General features: G+C 49.0%; 31 protein-coding genes. 14 read left to right on the top strand and 17 right to left on the bottom strand.

The features are described from left to right. Window positions 1-11: 11 nt before the first annotated feature. The 6 genes from ACXAH4_RS07260 to ACXAH4_RS07235 all read right to left on the bottom strand — a co-directional run bounded on the left by ACXAH4_RS07260 (window position 12) and on the right by ACXAH4_RS07235 (window position 3,413). Entirely contained in the window at window positions 12-269 is a 258-nt protein-coding gene (locus ACXAH4_RS07260) for a BolA family protein (RefSeq protein ID WP_119500196.1), read from the bottom strand. Between the two features lie 30 nt (window positions 270-299). Continuing rightward, window positions 300-608, bottom strand: a complete 309-nt coding sequence (locus ACXAH4_RS07255) for an STAS domain-containing protein (RefSeq protein ID WP_474844916.1) — start codon at window positions 606-608, stop codon at window positions 300-302. Then, on the bottom strand, window positions 605-1,264 hold the full coding sequence (locus ACXAH4_RS07250) for an MlaC/ttg2D family ABC transporter substrate-binding protein (RefSeq protein WP_119503297.1): 660 nt from the start codon (window positions 1,262-1,264) through the stop codon (window positions 605-607). Before ACXAH4_RS07250 ends, ACXAH4_RS07255 begins: the two co-directional genes overlap by 4 nt. 83 nt (window positions 1,265-1,347) lie before the next feature. Continuing rightward, a complete protein-coding gene (gene mlaD, locus ACXAH4_RS07245; protein ID WP_119500194.1) occupies window positions 1,348-1,830 on the bottom strand; it encodes an outer membrane lipid asymmetry maintenance protein MlaD in 483 nt (160 codons plus the stop codon). A 9-nt stretch (window positions 1,831-1,839) separates the two neighbouring features. After that, window positions 1,840-2,616, bottom strand: a complete 777-nt coding sequence (gene mlaE / locus ACXAH4_RS07240; protein ID WP_119500193.1) for a lipid asymmetry maintenance ABC transporter permease subunit MlaE — start codon at window positions 2,614-2,616, stop codon at window positions 1,840-1,842. Further along, complete coding sequence (locus tag ACXAH4_RS07235) at window positions 2,613-3,413, bottom strand: ATP-binding cassette domain-containing protein (protein WP_474881286.1); 801 nt, start codon at window positions 3,411-3,413, stop codon at window positions 2,613-2,615. Before ACXAH4_RS07235 ends, mlaE begins: the two co-directional genes overlap by 4 nt. Before the next feature lie 510 nt (window positions 3,414-3,923). Here ACXAH4_RS07235 and ACXAH4_RS07230 point away from each other — a divergent pair. The 12 genes from ACXAH4_RS07230 to ACXAH4_RS07175 all read left to right on the top strand — a co-directional run bounded on the left by ACXAH4_RS07230 (window position 3,924) and on the right by ACXAH4_RS07175 (window position 12,548). Beyond that, window positions 3,924-4,880, top strand: a complete 957-nt coding sequence (locus ACXAH4_RS07230) for a calcium/sodium antiporter (RefSeq protein WP_474881284.1) — start codon at window positions 3,924-3,926, stop codon at window positions 4,878-4,880. Further along, window positions 4,881-5,852, top strand: coding sequence for a KpsF/GutQ family sugar-phosphate isomerase (locus ACXAH4_RS07225; protein WP_474881283.1), 972 nt, complete (start codon window positions 4,881-4,883; stop codon window positions 5,850-5,852). It abuts the gene before it with no gap. After that, window positions 5,852-6,406 carry a 3-deoxy-manno-octulosonate-8-phosphatase KdsC gene (kdsC, locus tag ACXAH4_RS07220; RefSeq protein ID WP_474844919.1) on the top strand — a complete coding sequence of 185 codons (555 nt, stop codon included), beginning with the start codon at window positions 5,852-5,854 and terminating at the stop codon, window positions 6,404-6,406. The genes ACXAH4_RS07225 and kdsC overlap by 1 nt, the downstream gene beginning before the upstream one ends. Further along, window positions 6,403-6,966: an LPS export ABC transporter periplasmic protein LptC gene (lptC, locus tag ACXAH4_RS07215; protein WP_119500187.1), complete on the top strand. Its 564-nt coding sequence runs from the start codon at window positions 6,403-6,405 to the stop codon at window positions 6,964-6,966. The genes kdsC and lptC overlap by 4 nt, the downstream gene beginning before the upstream one ends. Then, complete coding sequence (lptA, locus tag ACXAH4_RS07210; protein ID WP_474844920.1) at window positions 6,935-7,504, top strand: lipopolysaccharide transport periplasmic protein LptA; 570 nt, start codon at window positions 6,935-6,937, stop codon at window positions 7,502-7,504. Before lptC ends, lptA begins: the two co-directional genes overlap by 32 nt. A gap of 5 nt (window positions 7,505-7,509) precedes the next feature. Continuing rightward, window positions 7,510-8,235 (top strand): LPS export ABC transporter ATP-binding protein, encoded by a 726-nt coding sequence (gene lptB, locus ACXAH4_RS07205; protein WP_119500185.1) that lies wholly within the window; start codon window positions 7,510-7,512, stop codon window positions 8,233-8,235. Window positions 8,236-8,330: 95 nt separating this feature from the next. Beyond that, the gene (locus ACXAH4_RS07200; RefSeq protein ID WP_474852425.1) at window positions 8,331-9,815 is read left to right on the top strand and encodes an RNA polymerase factor sigma-54; all 1,485 of its coding nucleotides are present in this window, start codon (window positions 8,331-8,333) and stop codon (window positions 9,813-9,815) included. A gap of 32 nt (window positions 9,816-9,847) precedes the next feature. Further along, the gene (hpf, locus tag ACXAH4_RS07195) at window positions 9,848-10,135 is read left to right on the top strand and encodes a ribosome hibernation promoting factor (RefSeq protein ID WP_119500183.1); all 288 of its coding nucleotides are present in this window, start codon (window positions 9,848-9,850) and stop codon (window positions 10,133-10,135) included. A gap of 8 nt (window positions 10,136-10,143) precedes the next feature. Further along, window positions 10,144-10,587, top strand: coding sequence for a PTS IIA-like nitrogen regulatory protein PtsN (ptsN, locus tag ACXAH4_RS07190; protein ID WP_474844922.1), 444 nt, complete (start codon window positions 10,144-10,146; stop codon window positions 10,585-10,587). A 46-nt stretch (window positions 10,588-10,633) separates the two neighbouring features. Further along, complete coding sequence (rapZ, locus tag ACXAH4_RS07185; RefSeq protein WP_474844923.1) at window positions 10,634-11,479, top strand: RNase adapter RapZ; 846 nt, start codon at window positions 10,634-10,636, stop codon at window positions 11,477-11,479. Next, window positions 11,479-11,751: an HPr family phosphocarrier protein gene (locus ACXAH4_RS07180; RefSeq protein WP_119500180.1), complete on the top strand. Its 273-nt coding sequence runs from the start codon at window positions 11,479-11,481 to the stop codon at window positions 11,749-11,751. Before rapZ ends, ACXAH4_RS07180 begins: the two co-directional genes overlap by 1 nt. A 53-nt stretch (window positions 11,752-11,804) precedes the next feature. After that, a complete protein-coding gene (locus ACXAH4_RS07175; RefSeq protein WP_474844924.1) occupies window positions 11,805-12,548 on the top strand; it encodes a substrate-binding periplasmic protein in 744 nt (247 codons plus the stop codon). Window positions 12,549-12,565: 17 nt separating this feature from the next. On the opposite strand, the gene yiaA is transcribed toward ACXAH4_RS07175, so the two are convergent. From yiaA to ACXAH4_RS07160, 3 genes are read right to left on the bottom strand one after another with little or no spacing between them, the layout of a single operon-like run. Then, on the bottom strand, window positions 12,566-12,958 hold the full coding sequence (gene yiaA / locus ACXAH4_RS07170) for an inner membrane protein YiaA (RefSeq protein ID WP_303573680.1): 393 nt from the start codon (window positions 12,956-12,958) through the stop codon (window positions 12,566-12,568). Window positions 12,959-12,976: 18 nt separating this feature from the next. After that, window positions 12,977-13,750, bottom strand: a complete 774-nt coding sequence (locus ACXAH4_RS07165; RefSeq protein WP_474844925.1) for a DUF2145 domain-containing protein — start codon at window positions 13,748-13,750, stop codon at window positions 12,977-12,979. Then, complete coding sequence (locus tag ACXAH4_RS07160) at window positions 13,747-14,088, bottom strand: hypothetical protein (RefSeq protein WP_303573682.1); 342 nt, start codon at window positions 14,086-14,088, stop codon at window positions 13,747-13,749. Before ACXAH4_RS07160 ends, ACXAH4_RS07165 begins: the two co-directional genes overlap by 4 nt. A 113-nt stretch (window positions 14,089-14,201) precedes the next feature. Between ACXAH4_RS07160 and ACXAH4_RS07155 the strand changes: the two genes are divergently transcribed. Then, window positions 14,202-14,957 (top strand): helix-turn-helix domain-containing protein, encoded by a 756-nt coding sequence (locus tag ACXAH4_RS07155; RefSeq protein ID WP_474844926.1) that lies wholly within the window; start codon window positions 14,202-14,204, stop codon window positions 14,955-14,957. A 140-nt stretch (window positions 14,958-15,097) separates the two neighbouring features. Then, window positions 15,098-16,456 (top strand): magnesium transporter, encoded by a 1,359-nt coding sequence (gene mgtE, locus ACXAH4_RS07150; protein ID WP_303573685.1) that lies wholly within the window; start codon window positions 15,098-15,100, stop codon window positions 16,454-16,456. 27 nt (window positions 16,457-16,483) lie between these two features. Here the strand turns inward: mgtE and ACXAH4_RS07145 are convergent, their stop codons facing one another. The 8 genes from ACXAH4_RS07145 to petA all read right to left on the bottom strand — a co-directional run bounded on the left by ACXAH4_RS07145 (window position 16,484) and on the right by petA (window position 22,689). After that, window positions 16,484-17,230, bottom strand: a complete 747-nt coding sequence (locus tag ACXAH4_RS07145) for a response regulator transcription factor (protein WP_474844927.1) — start codon at window positions 17,228-17,230, stop codon at window positions 16,484-16,486. Window positions 17,231-17,293: 63 nt separating this feature from the next. Next, the gene (locus ACXAH4_RS07140; protein WP_474844928.1) at window positions 17,294-17,998 is read right to left on the bottom strand and encodes a spondin domain-containing protein; all 705 of its coding nucleotides are present in this window, start codon (window positions 17,996-17,998) and stop codon (window positions 17,294-17,296) included. A gap of 8 nt (window positions 17,999-18,006) precedes the next feature. Further along, a complete protein-coding gene (locus ACXAH4_RS07135) occupies window positions 18,007-18,681 on the bottom strand; it encodes a spondin domain-containing protein (RefSeq protein ID WP_474845354.1) in 675 nt (224 codons plus the stop codon). 178 nt (window positions 18,682-18,859) lie between these two features. Continuing rightward, window positions 18,860-19,318: a ClpXP protease specificity-enhancing factor gene (locus ACXAH4_RS07130; RefSeq protein ID WP_474852421.1), complete on the bottom strand. Its 459-nt coding sequence runs from the start codon at window positions 19,316-19,318 to the stop codon at window positions 18,860-18,862. Next, window positions 19,315-19,947, bottom strand: a complete 633-nt coding sequence (gene sspA, locus ACXAH4_RS07125; protein ID WP_119500171.1) for a stringent starvation protein SspA — start codon at window positions 19,945-19,947, stop codon at window positions 19,315-19,317. The genes ACXAH4_RS07130 and sspA overlap by 4 nt, the downstream gene beginning before the upstream one ends. Before the next feature lie 113 nt (window positions 19,948-20,060). Next, on the bottom strand, window positions 20,061-20,795 hold the full coding sequence (locus ACXAH4_RS07120) for a cytochrome c1 (protein WP_349584366.1): 735 nt from the start codon (window positions 20,793-20,795) through the stop codon (window positions 20,061-20,063). Further along, window positions 20,792-22,057: a cytochrome b gene (locus tag ACXAH4_RS07115; RefSeq protein WP_119500169.1), complete on the bottom strand. Its 1,266-nt coding sequence runs from the start codon at window positions 22,055-22,057 to the stop codon at window positions 20,792-20,794. The genes ACXAH4_RS07120 and ACXAH4_RS07115 overlap by 4 nt, the downstream gene beginning before the upstream one ends. A gap of 2 nt (window positions 22,058-22,059) precedes the next feature. After that, window positions 22,060-22,689 carry a ubiquinol-cytochrome c reductase iron-sulfur subunit gene (gene petA / locus ACXAH4_RS07110; protein WP_474881281.1) on the bottom strand — a complete coding sequence of 210 codons (630 nt, stop codon included), beginning with the start codon at window positions 22,687-22,689 and terminating at the stop codon, window positions 22,060-22,062. Between the last annotated feature and the right edge of the window lie 93 nt (window positions 22,690-22,782).

Genomic DNA, 22,782 nt, shown 5'->3' with positions numbered 1-22,782 from the left:
TGTATTTACCGTTATTGAGGTACGTGGAACTGACGCTCACGCTGCCAGTCTGCTTCAGAGAAGGTTTTAATAGAAATGGCATGCATTGAGCCATCAGCAATTTTGTCCTGCAGCGGACCGTAAACAGCCTGCTGGCGCTGCACGCGGCTCATTTCATTGAAGCTGTCACTGACAGCAATAATTGTGAAATGTGAACCTTCGCCTTTAACGTGTACTTCAGTTAAACCCAGCTTGTCTTTCAGCAAAGTTTCGATATCAGATAATTCCATGGTCTGCTAACTCTTAGATTTGGAAACGTATTATTCTACGGGCAACAGGGTGTCGACGTCGCTGATTTTAGCCAGTTTCAGTAGTTTCTCCGGCACCTGTGCCAGTAATACATCTACGTGATTGCCTTTGCCGTCACGCACAGCGTTGATCAACCAGGCGAGACCGGCACTGTCGATTCGCTCTACATCCCCTAAATCGAGTATGCAGCGCCCCTGCTTTGCCAGAGCGGATTTTTCGGTGGAACTTAACATGTCCCACCAATTTTTAGCGAGTGTATCACGGTCGAGGTGACCGTGAATATGCACAATACCATTTTCACCTAGCTGAAAAAGACTCACGCAGCATCCTTATCTTGTGCCTGCTTAACTTGCTCGCCCACAGGCTGTTCAATTTTCTCGCGCATTAATTTCAGCACGGCATCAATGCCTTCCTGACGCAGAATAGGTTCGAATTCACTGCGCTTGCTGTCCAGCAGGCTGATGCCTTCAGCGACCATGTCATAGGCTTTCCATTCATTAGTCCGGCTGTCCTTACGAACCTGGAATGCCACTTTAATGTCCGGGCGACCGGGATCCTGAACGACAGCACGTACAGTCACAGACTTCTTATCTGAAAAGTCTCCTTCAGGCTCGAAAGTCACTTTCTGATTATCGTAGTAACCCATTGCTACCGCATAAGTCGTGATAAGGTACTGTCTGAATACCTGAACGTATTCTGATAATTTATCTTTGGGTACTGACTTGAAGTATTTACCCAGCACTTTAAAAGCCGCGAACTGATAATCGATATGAGGCAACAGCTCTTCTTTCATGATGGTGCGCAGTTCTTCAGGATCTTTCTCGATCTGCGCCTGACTGGCTTTGATGCGATCAAAGGTTTTCTGACCGGCTTCTTTAACCAGTGCGTACGGGTTTTGTTCGTTAACTTCCTGGGCCTGCACCCCGCCAGTTACACTTGCAACCAGTAAGCCGGCAATCAATAAAAGCTTTTTCAACACTTAATCTCCTAAAATTGTGTCCTTGTTGTGGTGCGGTAGCCTTAAGGAATCAGACCCCCGCATCACGGAATTTGTTTCAATTATTCGTTACTGTCGCTGCTGCCGCCGCGGTTGAACAGGAACTGACCAATCAGATCCTCAAGCACCAGCGCAGACTTGGTGTCTTGTAAATAGTCACCGTCTTTCAGCTCTTCAACCCCGTCGAAGGAAAAACCGGGCTGAAATCCGACGTATTGCTCACCCAGCAGGCCGGATGTCAGTATGGATACCGAACTGGTATCAGGAAATCCTTCGTAACTGGTAGAAATGCTCAGCGTCACAACCGGCGTGTAGTCTTCTTTATCCAGATGAATATCTGTTACACGACCAATTGTCACACCGCCCACTTTTACCGCAGAGCGCACTTTCAGGCCGCCAATGTTGTCGAATTTGGCGTAGAGGTTATACGTGTCGCCTGCGTTGGTCATGGTCTGGTTTGCCACTTTCAAAGCCAGCAATAAGGTGGCTGCAATAGTCAGCACCACAAATACACCAACCATCACTTCCGTTTTGTACTTATTCATTTCTATCCTCTACTCAATTCCGAACATCAGGGCAGTGAGTACGAAGTCCAACCCCAATACAGCTAATGATGAAAAAACAACGGTTTCCGTCGTGGCTTTACTGATGCCTTCTGAGGTCGGAACCGAATCATATCCTTTAAATATGGCAATCCAGGTCACAACCAGGGCAAACACGAGGCTTTTTATGACGCCGTTGACCACATCTTTTTGCCATTCAACCGTTGATTGCATCAACGACCAGTAACTACCGCCATCAACACCCAGCCAGTCGACACCAACCAGGTGACCACCCAGGATACCAACCGCACTGAATATCATTGCCAGTGACGGCATAGCGATCATGCCGGCCCAGAAACGGGGAGCAACCACTCTGCGAAGAGGATCCACCGCCATCATTTCCAGACTGGATAATTGCTCTGTGGCTTTCATTAACCCGATTTCGGCGGTTAATGCAGAACCTGCACGACCGGCAAATAGTAATGCGGTGACCACCGGTCCCAGTTCCCGTAACAATGACAGTGCGACCATGGGCCCCAGGCTGCCTTCAGCTCCATAGCCCACCAGAATGGTATAGCCCTGCAAAGCCATTACCATGCCAATGAACAGGCCTGATACCAGAATAATCAGCAGTGATTGCACACCTACAACATAAAGCTGACGAATGGTCAGTGAGATATTCTTAACTTTGGGAGCTGCAAATAAGGCACCGGAAAGCATGATGCCTGCACGGCCAATTGCAGCGACTTTGGCAATGGTTGCAGCGCCGGTTTGTTGAAGAAACTTCATGACTTACCCCCGAACAAACTGTCGGATAAGTCTTTCGCCGGATAGTGAAATGGCACCGGTCCATCGGCTTCACCATTCAGAAACTGCTGAACCAGCGCAGAATCGCTGTTTTGAATTTCTTCGGCAGTGCCCTGACCGATAATGCGCTTATCCGCCAGGATGTATATGTAATCAGCAATGGTAAGCACTTCCGTGACATCGTGTGTCACTACGATACTGGTGACATCAAGGGCATCATTCAGTTCACGAATCAATTTCACCAGCACCCCCATGGAGATGGGGTCCTGGCCAGCGAACGGCTCGTCATACATGATGAGATCCGGATCCAGAGAAATAGAACGGGCCAATGCAGCACGTCTGGCCATACCACCGGACAGTTCACTGGGCATCATATCTGCCGCACCACGTAACCCTACAGCCTGTAGCTTAAGTGCGACAATGGTGTTGATAATATCATCGCTGAGTTTTGTATGTTCTCTGAGCGGAAACGCTACGTTGTCGCGTACCGTCATGTCAGTAAAAAGCGCTCCGCTCTGAAACAACATGCTCATGCGACGACGGGTTTTGTATAACTCGCTGCGACTCATAGAAACAATACTGTCGCCATCGAAGCGGATATCGCCTTCATCCGGCGGGAGCTGCCCGCCAATCAATTTCAGCAACGTTGTTTTGCCGATTCCGCTCGGGCCCATTACCGCTGTAATCTTGCCTTTGGGAACAACAATCGACACTCCGTCATAGATAACGCGGGATCCGCGCCGGAATGTCATGTTGTCTATTTCCACTAAATTTCCCATATTCTTGAAGACGCGCCTTCCCTTTATGTTCTTTGCCGGCAGTAGCAGAAAATGCTACTACCCGATTTTACATACACCATTGTATCTTCATTTGAGGACAGCCGCCAAAACGAAAAAGTTACAAGGTGTGTTCGCATTTTTCGAAAACTTTACGCTTGCTTTTATTGCCACTGTCTGCACAAATTTCTCCGGTTCCGGCAAGTTAGCCAGCGAGAATCATGCCATCAGAGCCAGCCTCAAGACTGACCACTCTCTTTTGTACGTAAAAAAACCCGTCACAGCGCGATTACACTTTTGTCATCATGCTGACAGTTTTTGACAATCCGGATGATTTATCACATTGATGTTGTTGATACAGAGCAGAAATATGCTTGCAGATAGCGGAAAAGCAACAGCAACTGTTGCACTTATAACCAGTTGCAACCGTATTAGCAGGTATTCTATCTAAACCGTATGCAAATGCTGTACTTTTTGCGACAATCCGAAAAAACAAAGGACGAATGGTAACTTGTGATACTTTCTATCTGTATTTTCCTGCTGGGTCTTGCTGTACTTAGCTGGAGTGCCGACCGCTTCGTTTATGGCGCTTCCGCACTGGCGAAAAATATCGGAATCTCCCCCATGATGATTGGTTTAACCATTGTCGCTATGGGGTCATCAGCACCGGAAATTGTTGTATCGGCTATCGCCTCCTCAAATGGCAATATGAACACAGCGGTAGGTAATGCGCTGGGCTCAAATATTACTAATGTTGCCCTCGTGCTGGGTATCACGGCCCTGGTAAAACCGCTCGTCGTCTCTTCCTCTACATTAAAACGTGAATTCCCGGTTCTGCTTGGTGTAACCGTGCTTGCCATGTTCTTTCTTAATAACGGCAAACTGGCTCATCTGGAAGGCATGATTCTCCTCGGCCTGTTTGTATTTGTACTCGCAGGTATGGCCTGGATATCGTTACAGGTAGATAAGGAAGATCCGCTGGTGAAAGAAACCGACGGAGAAATCCCTGACGGTGTAAATACCGGTTCTGCAGTGTTGTGGGTTGGCGTGGGTATTGTGTTACTGCCACTCAGCGCCCATTTTATGGTGAATGCGGCAGTAGATATCGCCCATTTTTTCGGTGTGTCCGACCTGATGATCGGCCTGACAATCATAGCGCTGGGCACCAGCTTACCGGAGCTGGCCGCCAGTGTGGCCGGTGTACTGAAAGGTGAAAGCGACCTGGCACTGGGAAATGTTATCGGTTCGAATATCTTTAATCTGCTGGCGGTATTGGGTATGCCGGGACTCATTGCTCCCGGGCTACTGGATGAGAATGTGTATAACAGAGACATGTGGGTGATGTTTGGTCTCACAGTGTTATTATTTTTCCTGAGCTTTAATTTTATCGGCAAGCGCCAGTTAGGCCGCCTGGAAGGTGGCATCTTTGTACTATGCTTTGTGGCGTATCAATTCTGGTTATTTGGTTAAATGAGTAATTCACCGTATATCGCGTCAGCCAGACGGGTCATAGAAATTGAAACCAGCGCTGTAAGTGCGCTGGCATCCCGGCTGGACAATAAATTTGAGCAAGCCTGCACCTTGTTGTCTGAATGCAAAGGCAAAGTAGTCGTATGCGGCATGGGGAAATCCGGCCACATCGGGCGTAAAATTGCTGCGACACTTGCCAGTACAGGCACACCGGCTTTTTTCATGCACCCGGGCGAAGCCAATCATGGCGATCTCGGCATGCTTAGCCAGACAGACATATTGCTGGCCATTTCAAATTCCGGAGAAACCGGCGAACTGGTGAACCTGCTTCCCGTGGTCAAGCGGCTGTCTGTGCCTGTCATCGCGATGACGAACAGCGAATCAAGCACCCTCGGCCAGCATGCCGATGTGGTACTCAACATCAGTGTGGAAAAAGAAGCCTGTTCGCTGGGGCTTGCACCGACCTCAAGTACTACGGCAACGCTGGTAATGGGTGACGCGCTGGCCATTGCACTGCTGGATGCTAAAGGATTTACGTCAGATGATTTCGCCCTCTCTCACCCGGGCGGCAGTCTGGGCCGGAAACTGTTACTCAAAGTGGGCGATATCATGCTGACCGGCGACGCTCTTCCTCTTGTATCGTCTGCCGCGACCATTTCACAGGCTCTGCTGGAAATATCTTCTAAAGGTCTGGGAATGACAGGTATTACAGATGACAGCGGCAAACTCGGCGGTATTTTTACCGACGGCGATCTGAGACGAATTCTGGACGCCAGAACCGACATTCATACCACTCCGGTAGCCAATGTTATGACCCGCGGCGGGAAAACTACCCGCTCCGGTACACTGGCAGTGGAAGCGTTAAATTTAATGGAAAAACACAAGATCAGTGCGCTGATGGTGGTGGATGAAAATGATCACCCCGTGGGCGCATTCAACATGCATATGTTGCTTAAAGCAGGAGTTCTCTGATGGGACATGAAGTCACTTTTTACGGTGTGATCAGTGAAGAGCGGTTTGAAAAACTCAAAGGGCTGAAACTGCTCGTTTGTGATATCGACGGCGTATTTTCTGACGGCAGAATTTATCTTGGCAACAATGGTGAAGAGTTAAAAGCCTTTCACACCCGCGATGGCTATGGCGTTAAGGCATTAATAAACAGTGGTGTGGACGTTGCTGTCATTACCGGCCGCGACTCGGCCATTGTAAAGAATCGCATGACCGCCCTGAATGTGAAGCACATTATTCAGGGTCAGGAAGATAAAGCCACGGCTATGGCTCAGTTGTGCGAAAAGTTGAATCTGGCGCCATCAGAGGTCGCAGCCATCGGTGATGATATGCCGGATCTTGGCATGTACCGGTTTGCCGAAACAAAAATTGCGGTGAAAGATGCCCATCCGGCCGTCACCCGCGAAGCGAACTGGATCACCACAAAAAATGGTGGATTCGGCGCAGTACGGGAAGTCTGTGATGTGATTTTACAGGCGCTCGGCACGCTGGACACCATACACGGGGCCAGCGTATGAACCGTTTAGGGATCAGTATTTCTGCGCTGTTTGTTATGGCGCTGCTGATGTACCTTCCGGTCTGGATGGCAGAAGAGCAGGCTCCGGCGAAAAAAGCCGGTGCAGACGCCTTACGCCCTGCCTATAAAGCAAAGAATTTGACAACTACGCTGTATAACGAAGAAGGCAAACTCAACCACGAAGTCTTTGCCGCCTCTATGGAGCATTACGACCAACTAGGCTTTGTGTTATTCGACCAACCCAAATACACTGTCTATGTGAATGATGACGAGGCCCCATGGCAAGTCACCGCTGATGAAGGCACACTCTACAACGATGACCTGATCCAGCTGGAAGACAATGTGCTGATAAAAAGCCTGAACCCTGAAGAGTTTATCCAGACCATCACAACCAATTTTATTAAGGTGAATCTGGATGACAAAACCATGACTTCAGACCAGCCGGTAGATATACGCGGTGTACAGACCATCATTAAAAGTAACGGTTTCAATGCAAACCTGCGTACCCAACAATATGAGTTAATTGATCATGTGCAGACAATTTATTCCCCGGGCAGTTAGCCTTTTCGCAGCAATAGCGCTGCTTGCTGCTGCCGGTGAGGCAATGGCCGGCTCCGGTGATTTTGAAAAGCCTATTACCGTGGATGCTAAGTCACAGTTTATTGACGGTAAAAAGAAGAAATCGGTTTTTAAAGACGATGTGAAGATTACCCAGGGTTCACTCATCATTGCCGCAGATGAAGTTGAAGCCATCGCCAGTGAAGGCGAAGGGAAAGAGGTTTTTATTGCCCGCGGAAAACCAGCCACTTATTCTCAAACGCTGGATGACGGCGCAAAAGTAAAAGCCAGCGCAAATGAAATTCGCTACGAAGTAGCCAAACAACTTATTTCCTTGCAAGGTGATGCGAAAATCCAGCAAGATACCAGCATGGTCCAGGGAGATAGCATCACCTATGACATGTCAAAAGAGCAACTTCTGGCAACCGGCGGTGAAAGTAACAGCAACGGCCGGGTAACCACGGTTTTCCGTCCTGACACAGTTAAAGAGCTGAAGGAAGAGAACAAGACTTCAGACAGCAACGAAAACGAGGGTAACTGAGTTACATGGCAACCCTGAGTGCGACTCACCTGGCAAAGTCGTATAAATCACGCCAGGTCGTCCGTGACGTTAGTTTATCGGTTTCTACCGGACAGATAGTAGGTCTGCTGGGTCCTAACGGTGCAGGTAAAACCACAACGTTTTACATGATTGTCGGTCTTGTGCCGCTGGACAAAGGCAAAATCCTCATTGATGAGCAGGAGCTGACGCACCAGCCAATGCACGAACGTGCCCGCCGGGGAATTGGCTATTTACCCCAGGAGGCATCCATTTTCCGCAAGCTGACCGTACATGAAAACATCATGGCGATATTACAGACGCGTAAAGACTTAAAAAGTCATCAACGTGAACAGGAAGCGGATGCACTACTTGATGAATTTAATATTAATCATATACGTAATAGTACAGGTATGAGTTTGTCGGGTGGCGAACGCCGCCGGGTTGAAATTGCCCGCGCACTGGCAGCCAATCCGCAATTTATTTTGCTCGATGAACCCTTCGCCGGAGTTGACCCGATTTCGGTTAATGATATAAAGAAGATCATTCAGCACTTACGGGACAGAGGTATCGGTATCCTCATCACCGACCACAATGTCAGGGAAACCCTTGATGTGTGTGAAGAGGCCTATATCGTCAGTCATGGAGAACTGATTGCTCAGGGCACCGCAGAACAGGTATTAAGTAATCAAAAAGTTCGTGATGTATACCTTGGTGAGCAATTCAGGCTATAGTTAAGATATCGGGATGAGCATTTAGCGGAGATTTCGCCACCGGCACTCACACCGCTACAACCGGATGTCCTTTTTAGAGTTTATATAAGACGTAGATGAAACCATCTTTACAGTTAAAATTTAGCCAACAACTAACAATGACGCCTCAGCTTCAGCAGGCGATCAAGCTATTGCAGTTGTCTACGCTGGACTTACAACAAGAAATTCAGGAAGCTCTCGATTCTAATCCTTTGCTGGAAGTCGACGACAGCTCCGACAACGATGTAATTGAGAAAAATAACATCGACAATGATGACAGCATGCAAGAGTCTGCAACAGCCTCATCTTCTGACAGCATGGATACCGGTGAAGCACTGGAAAAGAATGATTTACCGGATGAGCTGCCCATCGACAGTACCTGGGATGAGTACATTTCTGCGTCTTCTGCCCCCGCGCCCGGCCCTTCCGGGGGTGATGATGAACAAATCTTTCAGGGTGAAACCACCGAAAATATTCAGGACCATCTGCTGTGGCAAATGCGTCTGACACCTTTTTCTGACACAGACCGCGCCATCGCGCTGGCGATCATCGATTCCATTGATGAGTCCGGCTATCTAACGGTTACCGTTGACGACATTCTGCAAAGCGTAAACAGTGAAGATATGGAAGAGCCCGTAGAAGAAGATGAGGTTGAGTGCGTACTTAAACGTATTCAGCTATTTGATCCTCTCGGTTCCGGCTCCCGCACACCGCAGGAGTGCTTGTTAGTTCAGCTGGCGCAATTTGCACCGGAAACACCGTGGCTGGAAGAAGCCAAACTACTGCTCAGAGAGCATTCCGATCTGTTAGGCAGTAAAGATTACCGTACGTTAATGCGTAAAACCCGCCTGAAAGAAGATCAGTTACGGGAAGCGATGCGTTTGCTGCAAACGCTTAATCCCCGTCCGGGCAGTGCATTAATTACGAAAGAACCCGAATATGTCATTCCGGATGTATCGGTTGCGAAGAAAAATGGCCGTTGGGTTGTAGAATTAAACCCCGACAGCCTGCCTAAGCTCAGTGTTAATCAGCAGTATGCTGCAATGAGCCGTAAAGCAAGAAACAGCAGTGATTCACAATTTATCCGCTCTCACATGCAGGAAGCAAAATGGTTTATTAAGAGCCTTGAGAGCCGGAACGATACGCTGCTGAAAGTAGCAAATTGTATTGTTCAGCAACAGATGGGCTTTTTTGAGCATGGCCCTGAAATGATGAAACCAATGGTGCTGAATGATGTCGCAGAAATGGTAGATATGCACGAATCTACTATTTCCAGGGTAACAACGCAGAAGTACATGCACACGCCCCGTGGTATTTTCGAGTTGAAGTATTTCTTCTCCAGCCACGTTGCCACTGAATCAGGTGGTGAGTGTTCATCTACAGCGATTCGCGCCCTGATTAAAAAGCTGGTTGCCGCTGAAAAGCCAAGCAAGCCACTGAGTGACAGCAAGATTGCTTCGTTGTTGGCCGATCAAGGCATTATGGTTGCCCGGCGAACAATAGCAAAGTACCGGGAATCCTTGTCGATCCCGCCGTCTAACCAACGCAAAAGCCTTATCTAACTTAAGGCTGCTCAAAATAAGGAAGACGAAATATGCAAATCAACCTTTCTGGTCATCACATTGAGATCACTGATTCTTTGCGTAATTATGTCGATACTAAGTTCAGCAAACTGGAACGTCATTTTGACCACATATCAAATGTGCACGTTATTTTAAATGTTGAAAAGCTTAGCCAAAAAGCAGAAGCAACGGTTCATCTTAGCGGCGCGGAAGTCTTCGCCTCTTCCGAAAATCAGGACATGTATGCTGCCATTGACAGCATGGTCGATAAGCTCGACAGGCAGGTCCTGAAACACAAGGAAAAGCTTAAAAAGCACTAATTGAATTCATGGATATACAAGCCATAGTCAGCCTGGACCGCACCGAGTGTGCGGTCCAGTGCAATAGCAAAAAACGCATTCTCGAAATCATCAGCGGGATTGCAGCTAAAAATAACCCCGATGTTGATGAAGCCACCGTGTTAAGTAGCCTGCTGGCCCGTGAGCGAATGGGCAGCACAGGTATAGGTAACGGCATTGCCCTCCCCCACGGTCGCCTGGCCGGACTGGAAAATGTCATCGCCATCGTAGTTACCAGCACACCCGCCATCGATTTTGATGCTATCGACAACAAACCTGTGGATATTTTCTTTACTCTGCTTGTCCCTCAGGAACAAACCGAAGGACATTTACAAACTCTGGCCATGGTTGCCGGAAAACTCAGCGATAAAGAAACCATAAAAACTATCCGCAAAGCTCAGACAAGTGATGATATTATTCGCGCATTACAGTAACTTAGTGTAATACGCACCGACAACACGTGACTTCAGGAGAAACGGCGTGAAGTTAATCATCATCAGCGGACGTTCCGGTTCAGGAAAATCAGTAGCACTTCGTGCCCTTGAGGATCTGGGGTACTACTGCGTCGATAATATTCCGGTTAATCTGTTACCAGCCCTGACACACACTGTCGCCGATGAATACGAGCAGGTAGCTGTGAGTATTGATGTCAGAAACTTGCCTAAAGAGCCTTCTGAGCTGGTTGAAATTCTCGACTACCTGCCGGAGTCATGGACTGTCACCATCGTATATATTGACGCAAGTGACGATATGCTGGTGCGCCGGTTCAGCGAAACCCGGCGGTTACATCCGCTGGCCAAACTGAATAAGTCATTGTCAGATGCCATCCAGACAGAACGTGAACTGCTGGCGCCTGTAGCGGAAAGAGCGGATTTGAATATTGATACCGACTCTCTGAGCATCCACCAGCTGGCAGAATTAATCCGCGAGCGTATCCTCGGTAAGAAAAGCTCACGACTTGTTCTGGTATTTGAATCATTCGGCTTTAAACACGGTATTCCCAAAGATGCAGACTATGTGTTTGACGCCCGTTTTCTGCCAAACCCTCACTGGGAGCCGGATTTAAAACACCTGACAGGCCTGGATACACCGGTTCAGGTTTTCCTCAGTTCCCAGCCTATAGTGACCAAATTTATCTGGCAGATTCAGAACCTCATCACGACCTGGTTGCCACACCTTGAACGGAACAACCGCAGTTATGTGACAGTCGCTATCGGATGTACAGGCGGACAGCACCGTTCAGTTTATGTAGCGGAATCACTGGCGAAAAACTTCCGGGAATCTCATCCTGATGTCCAGATCCGCCACAGGGAGCAAAGTAAATAATGCGCATAGAGAAATCTCTGACTATTGTTAATAAACTGGGCCTGCATGCCAGAGCTGCAACGCAGTTGGTGCAACTGGCGAATCAGTTTGATGCCGAAGTTATTTTACAAAAAGGCGATAAGCAGGCTAATGCCAATAGTGTGCTGGGACTGATGATGATGGAAAGTCATCAGGGGGAACAGGTTACTGTGATCTCTGAAGGTCCGGATGCTGAAGCTGCAATGGATGCCGTCGAGGCATTAATTGCAGGCAGATTTAACGAAGATGAATAGCGCCGGCACACCACTGAGTGTGCAGTGCCGGCGAAGGCTTAAAGGCAATCCCGTTGAAACGTTTCATCAGTTTAATCATCTTTTTGACAGTGATGGCTTCTCAAAGCTCAGTATGGTGTGCTGAGCACAGAAAAAGTCTGATAACCGGTGGTACGGCCTGGCCTCCTTATCTGTACATAACAGACAATAATGAGCCGGCCGGTGAAGACTACCAATTGTTGAAGTCGGTTTTAGGCAAGCTGGATTATGCACTGGAAAGCCAGATCCTGCCTGAAAGACGGGTCACTCAGCAAATAGAACTGGGGCAAATTGATGTAGTTACAGGTGCAGCTTTCACACCGGCGAGAGCACTGAAAAACTATTTTTCTGTTCCTTACCGCAAAGAAACCATCAGCTTTGCCTTTCATCCTTCCCATCATGACGAATATGCCGGCAAATCTCTTGAAACCTTACTAAGGGAAGGCAAAACCCTGGCGTTAAATACCGGCGGATGGTATGGCGACTGGTTTAATGAAACAGTCACTGAGCAGTACAGCGCGCAGCTTATTCATCTGGATTCCATTAACCGGCGGTTACAGTTTCTGAACAGAGGCCGTGTCGATTTGGTGCTGGACGATATCAGAGTGATTAGCTTTAATGCTGAACTGCTGCATCTCGAACTGGAAATCAGTGATAATCCCGTGAACGTGCAGGACGTCCACTTCATGTTCAGTAAACAATCTGTGGACCCGGGCTTCATCGATAAATTCAATCACGTCCTGTCTGGCTATGTTAAAGACCCGGATCCTGCGAGCTGAGCCTTCAACCTCACACCTTATTCTGCTGCCGTATTATCCCTGACATTTTTTTGCACCGTTATCGCGGCAAACAAACTCAGGACGAATGCCATTCCATAGAATCCTTTTTCACTCAGCAACAGGTTGGCGTTTACCAGACCAATCACTAACAGTGCAATAGCAGCACCAAGGCCAAACCAGCACAACATCAGATATATTTTCGTTGTCTGTATGCCTTCCATTTTGTCCCGCACTGTTTTTTGAACAGACACAGCAGCAAACAGTCCAAACAGAAATACAGCAAAGTAGTAGCCTTTTTCATTGAGTGGCATATCGGCATTCAGGAGTCCGGTTATGTAAGCGGCAAATCCTGTCAGCAGTGCAATAACAGAAGCAATAAAAAAGGCTTTCGTAGGTTTATTTGCGTTCATGATGATCTCCGTTTTGTATCAGTGACTGGCATACAGCACGGTTTGATGTGCCACCAGTTGATTGTTTTCCAGATAATTAGCAATAGTGGTGAACGTAGCGGTTTGTATCGCGCCCGGATGGTCGCTTAACGACACGCCGCTGCTCACCCAACTGCCTAGCCGCAACTTCATTTTGTTAACCTTCACCGGCTGTGCTTTAAACCATGCCTGCGTATTGTTTTTAAGGCGATGACTGTCAGTGGTGTCGTAAATAGCAGCATTCAGCACATCAAGGGTGTACTCAGTGCAATTTTGCTTTCCTTCCGTAAACGGACTCGCAATAACGGAATAGGCCGGTTCGTGCAGCAATTTCGCTTTGTCCTGCGCATACAAGGCAACGATTTTCTGCTGCACTTCCCAATCGGGAATAATTATGCCGGTTTTTAACTCCGTTGCTCCCCAAAAGAAATCCACCGGATAATCCGTTTTCAGTACGCTTGTACCCGGCTTATCTGCCAGCTGATATAAATTGTGTATTGCATACCCCTGCTCTACCGTGCCGTCATCCAGCGTAATATCGGAATACAGTGCAATTGCCGTATGGGTAAATGAAATACCTTCAGGCAAGTCTTCAGGTGCCCGTCCAACCCGCGCAATAATGGCCGCATAGGCTCCCTGCTCAGCCAGGTAATGCTCAGTTTGCTTTGCAAACTTTATAATCGCCTCCGGCGCATACCGGCGGGGTGCTTCTTCCTGACTGCCGGCAAATACAGGCAACGCCAGACATGCAAGCATTGCTATCGCGGACCTCATTGAGCTTTCCCCTGTGTCACGATAGTCTGGTTTATCACCACATTAGGTGCCGGGTCTGCAGTAATCACCCGTTTTGTCACCGGTAAAGGTTTATTGCTTTTCTCAATGCTATGGTGAACGGAGTGCGCTGAATCTGCCGCAATCACTGCCACTCCCACACTTAACACGACCGGTGCAACCGATACCGCGCTGGCCACTGATGCTGTTGTTTGCACACTTTCCGTTGCTGCAAGCACACTGTGTTTACTTGCCTGACCGCTGTGTTGTATTGAATCGTCGGCCATTACGCCGCAACTCAGTGTCAGTATTGCTAAACCTGATATCAATCCATGTTTCATTTCCAGTTCCTCAGTAGTGACTGTGTATTCACAGTAGTCCGGAGAAGAACATTAATAAACTCAAATAATTGATGTAGACTATTTCAACACCAAAAGTATCACTTATTAATACTATGCAGCAGATTAAGCAACTCATCGGTACCCTGAAGCGCTGTTTGAAGCAGCGGGGTTTTACTTATAAATCTCTGGCGGAGCGCCTTGACCTGAGTGAGGCAAGCATTAAAAGATGTTTTGCACAGGAAGCCTTTACTCTGGAGAGACTGGCACAAATTTGCGATGTGATGGACCTGACCCTCAGTGAACTGTTCCAACTCAGCGAACGGGAACAGCCCGCCCTGTCCCAGTTAACTGAAGAACAGGAAAAAGAGTTACTGGCTAACCCGAAGCTTTTGCTTATGGCCGTGCTGGTAAGGGACGGATGGCAGTTTGACGATATCACCGGGCATTATGCGATAGACCCTTTGGAAGGTGTCAGGCTGCTGGCAAAGCTCGATAAACTCAGGCTGATAGAACTTTTACCCGGCAACCGCTACCGTCTGCGAATTGGCCAGAATTTCCGCTGGATCCCGGGAGGACCGTTAGCACAGTTTATGGAACAGGAAGTTATGGTGAAGTTCATGGCGCCGAAGCGGGGTGAACCCTGGCTGTTCAGGTTATACATCCGTGGCCGCTATTCAGAGGAATCCATCCGGATCATTGAAAAGCGCCTGAAGCAACTGTCAACGGAAGCGGCAGAATTAAACGATGCTGACTCATCTTTACCGGTTTCAGAACGAACGCATATTGGTATGTTGCTGGCGATGCGTCCCTGGGAACCCTCCCTGTTTGAAAAGATGCGCAGAGAGCAAAGCGAAGCGCAGCAGCAATAAATCGACCCGATGCTCACAATTTGCGCAAACGGACGGTTTGTGGCGATTCGCAGGCAGATATACGCCGCTTTCCCGATGACAGTTTCCGGAGGGTAAGGTATTCTTTATTTACCTCCCTGTTTGTTTCTCAAAGGATTTCCGTGGCAGAAGCACTCGAAAGCAAATCAGCACAAAGCCAGCTATGGGCTCTTAATGCGGCGTTAAATGACGGCCGTTTTGTTTCTGTGCGCAAAATGCTGCATGAGCTGCCACCCAGCGATGTTGCCCTGATTCTTGAGTCCAGCCCGACCCGAACCCGTGATGAACTTTGGGACCTCATAGACGGCGATTTTCACGGCGATATCTTAGAAGAACTGTCAGAAGATGTACGTAACGGTATTATCAGCAAGATGGTACCCGAAAAGGTTGTTGATGCCCTTGAAGAAATGGACACCGATGACCTGGCGGAAACTTTAAGCAGTCTGCCGGATGAAGTATTGCAGGACATTCTGCAGTCCATGGATACTCAGGACAGACACCGGGCAGAACAGGCACTGTCTTACGGTGAAGAAACCGCCGGTTTTATCATGAACACCGACACCATTACGTTGCGTCCTGACGTAACTGTTGATGTGGTATTGCGCTATCTCAGACTGAAAGGGGATCTACCGGAAAACACGGATACATTTTACGTGGTCAACCGCACGGATAATCTGGTTGGCATTGTGCCGGTAGCACGCCTGCTGACTGCGGATCCCGACGATAAAGTGTCAGAGGTGATGGATGATGATCCCGAAGCGATCCCTGTTAATATGCCTGATGGTGAGGTTGCCAGTCTGTTTGAACGTTACAACTGGTTGTCAGCCCCTGTTGTGGACGAAAAAAACCGCCTTGCCGGTCGTATTACCATTGATGACGTGGTCGACATTATCCGCGAGGATGCGGAGCACTCGATGATGAGTATGGCCGGTCTGGATGATGAAGAAGATACTTTCGCGCCGGTGTTACAATCTACCCAGCGCCGCTCCGTATGGCTGGCTGTGAATCTGGTCACCGCCCTCCTTGCCGCAGCGGTCAGCGACTTATTTGAAGCAACACTGAGCCAGATGGCCGTGCTTGCTATCCTGAATACCATCGTTCCCAGCATGGGTGGTGTAGCCGGTAATCAGACACTCACTCTGGTTATCCGTGGTATGGCACTGGGCCATGTCAATGGCAGCAACGCAAAGTGGCTGGTTAATAAAGAGCTGGCAATCGGCCTGTTAAACGGCGTGATGTGGGCAGTACTTATTGCTTCTGTAATAGGTCTGTGGAAGCAGGATCTTATGCTTGGCCTCGTTATCGCCTTCGCCATGCTCGTCAATATGATTGCCGCTGCGCTATCCGGTGCAACCTTACCCATGATCATGAAACGTCTGAAAATCGACCCTGCCCTGGCCGGCAGCGTTATTCTGACAACCATTACCGATGTAGTGGGTATCTTTGCCTTCCTGGGAACTGCGTCACTGCTTTTAACCTGAGCATATTCACGCCCCGGCAGCCACGTCTTAAAATGTGGCTGCCGGATATCTGTCAGCCGGCACATGATGCAGCCGGCGACTACTTACCGGCGGCCGGGGCGTAAAGCGGTATCCCACTCCCCTGACGGTTTCCAGCATAGCAGCCACGCTCTTATCTGCAGCCAGCTTACTTCGGAGCCGGTTAATGTGTGACACCACGGTATGTTCGTAGCAGTCGAGCTGATGACCCCACACTGTTTCCAGTAGCTGATTACGGCTGAATACCTGATTGGGATGACGGACAAAATGCGTAAGCAACATAAATTCCGTAGCGGTAAGCGGCAGAGTACTTTCGCCGATCCTTGCCTGATGGGATCTGATGTCCAGAGATAACCTGCCAGACTGCAAAAGATGGCAACCCGGCGTAGTTTCCTCATGTCCAGGACGATAGCGGCGAAGCTGCACTTTCACTCTTGCCTGTAAAACCCTGTCGTGGCACGACAACATCACCACATCGTCGGCGCCGAGTTCCAGCGCGAGGATATGGTCAGTTTCACTTTGAGATGCGGTAACAATAATGACAGGCAGCAGAGGGTATTGCCGGCGTATTTGACGGCAGACGTCCAGTCCGCAGCGGCCGGGCAATACAATATCCAGAACCACCAGACTAAACTGATTTGCCGCGATTGCCTCACAGGGGTCGCTAAGCGTTGTCACACACTGGTGTCCCAGTGCCTCCAGACACTTGCGGATCCGCTGTGACTGAGCCTGATCATGCTGAGTTAACAAAATCATCTTCCCTCCGGCTGTTTTCATATGCAATGACTCGCATAGAAACAGACCGGAGGTGCCTGTATTTTATTCCATCCGGGTGATAATTAATTTCATCACCGGATTGTCAAAACGGTGTTCTGAACCGAGAACAGAGTCTGTCAGTCCACCCTCTGCACTGACAACGCCGCCATGAAATGTGACAGCATCAAGGGCCTCTCTGCCGTCGCTGACACCTTCCCCGCCATCTGCCGGACCAGGTATAGTGCCCGCCGACTCCGTATTTTCTTCTGTACCCGCATCGTAGACATGGGGAAACATGGTAAGCGTGTCATTTGTCACCAGCGCAGATAAATCCAACCCGGTTATTCCTGTGAATCCGTCATTGGTATTTACCAGCATAGTGACCACACTCAACAAAGCAGAATCACTGGCTTCCATGGTAAGCATAAAGGTTTCGCTGCTTCCGGGCATCAATGGCTCAGTACCGGCTTCTGCAACCAGCGTCTCGTCCTGTGCTGTCAGTGCACTGCTGTCTCCTCCTTCAGCAAGCATGGCTAGCCCGTCCGATGCAGCGCTGCCGGTTTGCCACAGAGTCACAGAGTCACTGGCAATCACCGCGACCGGCGAGAATGGTTGTGCAGCTGTCAGATTGGTTACGGTTATTTCATAAGTCCGCATTTCAGGTGCCGGGGGTTCAACGATGGTTTCATCATCGTCATCTGAACACGCCGCCAGGGTGAATAAAGCGACGGTCAGTGCGCTGAGGCGAATTATCCGTTGATTCATCATATCCACTCCTATTCACTTACCGTAACAACCACTCTGGCTACGGGATTGAGCCAGCGCTGTACCGTGTTTTGAACATCACTCATACCACCGCTGAGCATATCGTCTCCCAGATTGCCGGGATGGATATGAACGGTCGCATTGGTGATAGTGGCATTCACCCCGGTGCCGTCCGTACCGACTAACGCTTCCAGAGGAGGAGGAACCGGCATACCTGCTTCACCGGGTACGCCGCTCCCGCGAACTTCATCATTGGCCTCGGTACCGGCATCATAGGCATTTAAGTAAATCATGTAGGTGCCGGGAGTTTCCGGTATGGTCCAGCTGTCTAAACCGACAAAGCCATCATTGGTGGGCAACAACATGGCTACCAGACTCAGTTGGGTATTGCCGTCAGTGGTGGTCAGCATGGCAGATGTGGTCATTGCCGGCATAAGTAATCCGCCAGCGGGATTACTGACCATATCAGCAGATGCTCCGGCAGCCATTGTTTCCAGCCCTGAGATATCACCGCCTTCCGCCATAGCCTGCAATTCTGTGCTTGCTGTTTCACCGGTCACGAACAGATGGGTGTCGCTACTGTGTGCTGCTATGAATAAAGGTGTGAATGCGATACCCCGGGTGAGGTTTTCCAATGATATTTCTACTTCAGCGGCGCTTAAAGTAAATGCCGGCAGGGTGGCCATGCAGAGGGTTGTGTAGCGAAGGGTTCTGTTTGCCATGATAAAGCTCTCTGTTGTTGTATGGAGCATTTATCCTGGCGCAGGATCCTCCCGGTTTGCTCACGGCCAGATCACAACAGCAGCACTTTTAAGAAACAGTATTAAAAAGAATTAAAAAATCCGGCGCGCAGGCCGGATTTTTTTATTTAATGATTTTCAGCGTAGGTTTGCCTTTCTTCGGCGGCACCGGCGCGTTCTCAGAATCGCCATCGGTAACGTCGGAAGACGGTCCGTTCAGCGTGTCAGTATCGTCATCGCTCAACTGTTCAGGCGCCTGCATTTCATCTTCAACAGCAAAAACAGTTCCTGCGCCATTCTCACGGGCATAGATTGCCAATACAGCATGACAAGGCATATAGATCTGGCGGGGTTGCCCACCAAAACGAGCCTGAAACGAAATAGCGTCCAGATCCAGCGAGAAGTTAACGCACGCAGAGGGAGAAACATTAAGCACGATCTGGCCGTCTTTAATGAATTCCTGCGGAACATCAACACGCTCCACCGTGGCATCTACCACAATGTAGGGCGTTAACTGGTTGTCTACAATCCATTCGTAAAATGCACGCAGCAAATACGGCTGATTGGATGTCATTTTACTCATAACGGATTATGAATTTCGCGTTCCTGATCAGTCAGAGAAGCTTTGAAAGAACTGCGGGAGAAAATGCGGTTCATGTATGCATTCACTTCTTTACTGCCATTACCGGTCAGAGTGATCCCCAACGCAGGTAAACGCCACAGCAGCGGTGCCAGGTAGCAATCAACCAGGCTGAATTCTTCGCTCATGAAGAATGGCATTTCAGCAAAAATAGGACCTAATGAAAGTAACGCTTCACGTAATTCGTTACGGGCAGCTTCTACATCACCTTCATTACGGAAAATACGTGCAGCCAGAGAATACCAGTCCTGTTCGATGCGGTGCATCATCAGGCGGCTCTGACCACGGGAAACGGGGTATACCGGCATCAATGGAGGATGAGGGAAGCGCTCATCTAAGTATTCCATGATGATATGGGATTTATATAACACTAACTCTCTGTCAACGAGGGTTGGCACAGTACCGTAGGGGTTCAGATCAATCAGATCCTCAGGCAGGTTAGTTGGATCAGTGTAGCTAATTTCAACACCCACACCTTTTTCCGCCAAAACAATACGAACCTGGTGACTATATATGTCAATAGTATCTGAGAACAACGTCATGATTGAACGCTTATTCGCGGCTACGGCCATTCATTTTCCTCCGTCGAGAGTGTTACCTTGCCCGGCCGTATAGCGACCAGAAACAAATGCTAAAAAAAGGGGGCGGAATGCCCCCTTGCGTATTATACACAAATTAACAGAAATTAGTGCACTTCCTTCCAGTATTCTTTCTTCAGTAAGAAAACGAAGATGAACAGCACAATAATGAACACCAGTACCCACTTTCCGATAGCTTCGGATTGCAGGCGGAACGGTTCGCCACTGTATGCCAGGAAGTTAACCAGGTCAGCAATCGCCTGGTCATACTCTTCCGTGCTCAGCGCACCGTCACCATCGGTTTTAATACCCACAAACTGCTCTTTCATTTCACCGTCTACCATGGTTTCTTCATGGGTTAAACGGGGTGTGCCCTGAAGCGGCTGAAGGACATGTGGCATACCTACATCTTTGAATACCACATTGTTCACACCAAACGGACGGCTTTCATCAACATAAAAGCTGCGCAGGTAAGTATAAATCCAGTCGGAGCCTCTCACGCGGTTCACCAGCGTCAGGTCAGGCGGCGCCGCACCAAACCAGGTAGCTGCAGCTTCTTCAGGCATTGAGCGGGTGATGTAATCCGTCACCTTCTCACCGGTAAATTGCAGGTTTTCCTGACCAATCTCATCAGGAATACCTAAATCGGTGAAGGTACGCTGATAGCGCTGGTATTGCATAGAGTGGCAACCCAGGCAGTAATTCATAAAGATTTTGGCACCGCGCTGTAACGACGCTTTATCGGTTAAATCAACTGGCGCTTTGTCCAGATGGACATTTCCGCTGGCAGCCATCGCCATACCCGGTACGAGGAATGCCAGTAACAACATTAGTTTTCTCATTTCGGGATCCTCGCTGGTACAGGCTTCGTTGTTTCATTTTTGCTGTATAAGAACAGTGCCACGAAGAAACCAAAATACAACACGGTAGCCACCTGAGAAGCAATGATTTTCCAGTTTTCCTGTGGTGTACCGCCCAGGTAACCCAGGAATACGAATACCGCAGCGAAAAGCAGCAAGTTGACTTTGTGCAGGCCACAGCGGTAACGCCATGACTTCACCCGTCCACGGTCAAGCCACGGCAGTGCGAACAGGGCCGCGATGGCACCAAACATAGCAATAACACCAAACAGCTTATCCGGTACCGCTTTGAGGATGGCGTAGAAAGGCGTGAAGTACCACACAGGGAAAATATGCTCCGGCGTCTTCAGCGGGTTAGCAATTTCAAAGTTTGGATGTTCAAGGAACTTGCCCCCCATTTCCGGCGCAAAGAACATGATGTAACAGAATACGAAAAGGAAGATACTGAACGCCACTAAATCCTTAAGCACGATGTGCGGGAAGAAGGGCACCACATCATCAGCGATGTCGTATTTACTGGTGTAGTACTCGTGGATTTCGTATTTCGTCTTTTCACTTTCAGGCAGAGAACCCTTCTTGTGTTTGATGGCCACGCCGTCAGGGTTATTAGAGCCCACTTCGTGCAATGCAATGATATGCAGGAACACAAGAATGACGATAACCAGTGGCAGGGCGATAACGTGCAGGGCAAAGAAGCGGTTCAGCGTAGCACCGGAAATAACATAATCGCCCTGAATCCAGATGACCAGGTCAGGACCAATCACCGGAATCGCACCGAACAGAGACACGATAACCTGTGCTCCCCAGTATGACATTTGTCCCCAGGGAAGTACGTAGCCCATAAAGGCTTCAGCCATTAACGCGAGGTAGATAAACATACCGAAAACCCACAGCAACTCCCGGGGTTTCTGATAGGAGCCGTAAATCATGCCGCGGAACATGTGCATATACACCACAATAAAGAACGCAGACGCGCCGGTACTGTGCATGTAGCGGATGATCCAGCCGAAATCGACTTCACGCATGATGTACTCAACGGAGAAGAAAGCCCCTTCCGCCGTCGGGTTAAAGTTCATGGTTAACCAGATACCGGTTACGATTTGGTTGACCAGCACGATGGTGGCCAGAAAACCAAACACGTACCAGAAGTTCATATTACGGGGGGCGGGATATTGAATGGCGTGCATATTCGCCACACGCATCATCGGGATACGTTCTTCAATCCAGTTTAAAAAAGCATTCATAATTAAACTGCCTCCGCTTCTGAACCGATGATAACGGTGGTGTCGTTAACATACTGATAAGGCGGAACCACCAGGTTAAGTGGTGCAGGTACGCCCTGAAATACACGACCGGCCATATCAAATTTGGAACCGTGACAAGGACAGAAAAATCCGCTGGGTACACCCTCTACGGCTTCTTCGAAAGCCCCATCTTTCAGGTATTGCGGAGAGCAGCCAAGGTGAGTACAGATACCTACCAGAATGAGGTATTCCTCTTTCAGAGAACGATAACGATTTTTGGCAAATGCAGGTTGCTGCTCTGTTTCAGACTCAGGGTCGCGGAGACTTTCTTCATGAGTGGCCAGTTCTTCCAGCACTTCCGGGGTACGGCGTACAATCCAGACCGGTTTGCTTCGCCACATAACACGAATTAACTGTCCCGGCTCAATCGCACTGATGTCCACTTCAACATCAGCGCCGGCGGCTTTGGCTTTCGCACTCGGGTTCCAGGAAGTAACAAAAGGTACCGCTGCACCTGCAACACCAACAGCACCAACCACCGAAGTTGCTACCGTTAAAAAACGGCGGCGGGTGTTGTCCGGTTGGCTTCCGTTGAGTGCAGAGTCTTTTGCATCTACTGATACGTTACTCATCCACAATTCTCCAGATTTGGATTTTGATACCGGAGCAACTTTTTAACATTAAAGTTACGTACCGGTATCAGTCGGCCTGTCTTGATTTGCACT

Source organism: Alteromonas sp. ABV2_168 (assembly GCF_056161165.1).
Note: the sequence above shows the minus strand (reverse complement) of the source record. Positions and strands in the feature narration are given on the sequence as shown.

Bases quoted from the DNA above. Each gene is read 5' to 3' on its own strand.
- hpf (WP_119500183.1), top strand. From the start codon at position 9,848: ATGCAAATCAACCTTTCTGGTCATCACATTGAGATCACTGATTCTTTG.
- ACXAH4_RS07200 (WP_474852425.1), top strand. From the start codon at position 8,331: ATGAAACCATCTTTACAGTTAAAATTTAGCCAACAACTAACAATGACG.
- ACXAH4_RS07130 (WP_474852421.1), bottom strand. From the start codon at position 19,318: ATGAGTAAAATGACATCCAATCAGCCGTATTTGCTGCGTGCATTTTAC.
- sspA (WP_119500171.1), bottom strand. From the start codon at position 19,947: ATGGCCGTAGCCGCGAATAAGCGTTCAATCATGACGTTGTTCTCAGAT.
- mlaD (WP_119500194.1), bottom strand. From the start codon at position 1,830: ATGAATAAGTACAAAACGGAAGTGATGGTTGGTGTATTTGTGGTGCTG.
- ACXAH4_RS07120 (WP_349584366.1), bottom strand. From the start codon at position 20,795: ATGAGAAAACTAATGTTGTTACTGGCATTCCTCGTACCGGGTATGGCG.
- ACXAH4_RS07165 (WP_474844925.1), bottom strand. From the start codon at position 13,750: ATGAGGTCCGCGATAGCAATGCTTGCATGTCTGGCGTTGCCTGTATTT.
- ACXAH4_RS07160 (WP_303573682.1), bottom strand. From the start codon at position 14,088: ATGAAACATGGATTGATATCAGGTTTAGCAATACTGACACTGAGTTGC.
- kdsC (WP_474844919.1), top strand. From the start codon at position 5,852: ATGGGACATGAAGTCACTTTTTACGGTGTGATCAGTGAAGAGCGGTTT.
- ACXAH4_RS07140 (WP_474844928.1), bottom strand. From the start codon at position 17,998: ATGATGAATCAACGGATAATTCGCCTCAGCGCACTGACCGTCGCTTTA.
- ACXAH4_RS07235 (WP_474881286.1), bottom strand. From the start codon at position 3,413: ATGGGAAATTTAGTGGAAATAGACAACATGACATTCCGGCGCGGATCC.
- ACXAH4_RS07115 (WP_119500169.1), bottom strand. From the start codon at position 22,057: ATGAATGCTTTTTTAAACTGGATTGAAGAACGTATCCCGATGATGCGT.
- ptsN (WP_474844922.1), top strand. From the start codon at position 10,144: ATGGATATACAAGCCATAGTCAGCCTGGACCGCACCGAGTGTGCGGTC.
- petA (WP_474881281.1), bottom strand. From the start codon at position 22,689: ATGAGTAACGTATCAGTAGATGCAAAAGACTCTGCACTCAACGGAAGC.
- lptA (WP_474844920.1), top strand. From the start codon at position 6,935: ATGTGCAGACAATTTATTCCCCGGGCAGTTAGCCTTTTCGCAGCAATA.
- lptC (WP_119500187.1), top strand. From the start codon at position 6,403: ATGAACCGTTTAGGGATCAGTATTTCTGCGCTGTTTGTTATGGCGCTG.
- ACXAH4_RS07260 (WP_119500196.1), bottom strand. From the start codon at position 269: ATGGAATTATCTGATATCGAAACTTTGCTGAAAGACAAGCTGGGTTTA.
- ACXAH4_RS07225 (WP_474881283.1), top strand. From the start codon at position 4,881: ATGAGTAATTCACCGTATATCGCGTCAGCCAGACGGGTCATAGAAATT.
- ACXAH4_RS07145 (WP_474844927.1), bottom strand. From the start codon at position 17,230: ATGATTTTGTTAACTCAGCATGATCAGGCTCAGTCACAGCGGATCCGC.
- ACXAH4_RS07180 (WP_119500180.1), top strand. From the start codon at position 11,479: ATGCGCATAGAGAAATCTCTGACTATTGTTAATAAACTGGGCCTGCAT.
- lptB (WP_119500185.1), top strand. From the start codon at position 7,510: ATGGCAACCCTGAGTGCGACTCACCTGGCAAAGTCGTATAAATCACGC.
- mlaE (WP_119500193.1), bottom strand. From the start codon at position 2,616: ATGAAGTTTCTTCAACAAACCGGCGCTGCAACCATTGCCAAAGTCGCT.
- yiaA (WP_303573680.1), bottom strand. From the start codon at position 12,958: ATGAACGCAAATAAACCTACGAAAGCCTTTTTTATTGCTTCTGTTATT.
- ACXAH4_RS07135 (WP_474845354.1), bottom strand. From the start codon at position 18,681: ATGGCCACCCTGCCGGCATTTACTTTAAGCGCCGCTGAAGTAGAAATA.
- ACXAH4_RS07155 (WP_474844926.1), top strand. From the start codon at position 14,202: ATGCAGCAGATTAAGCAACTCATCGGTACCCTGAAGCGCTGTTTGAAG.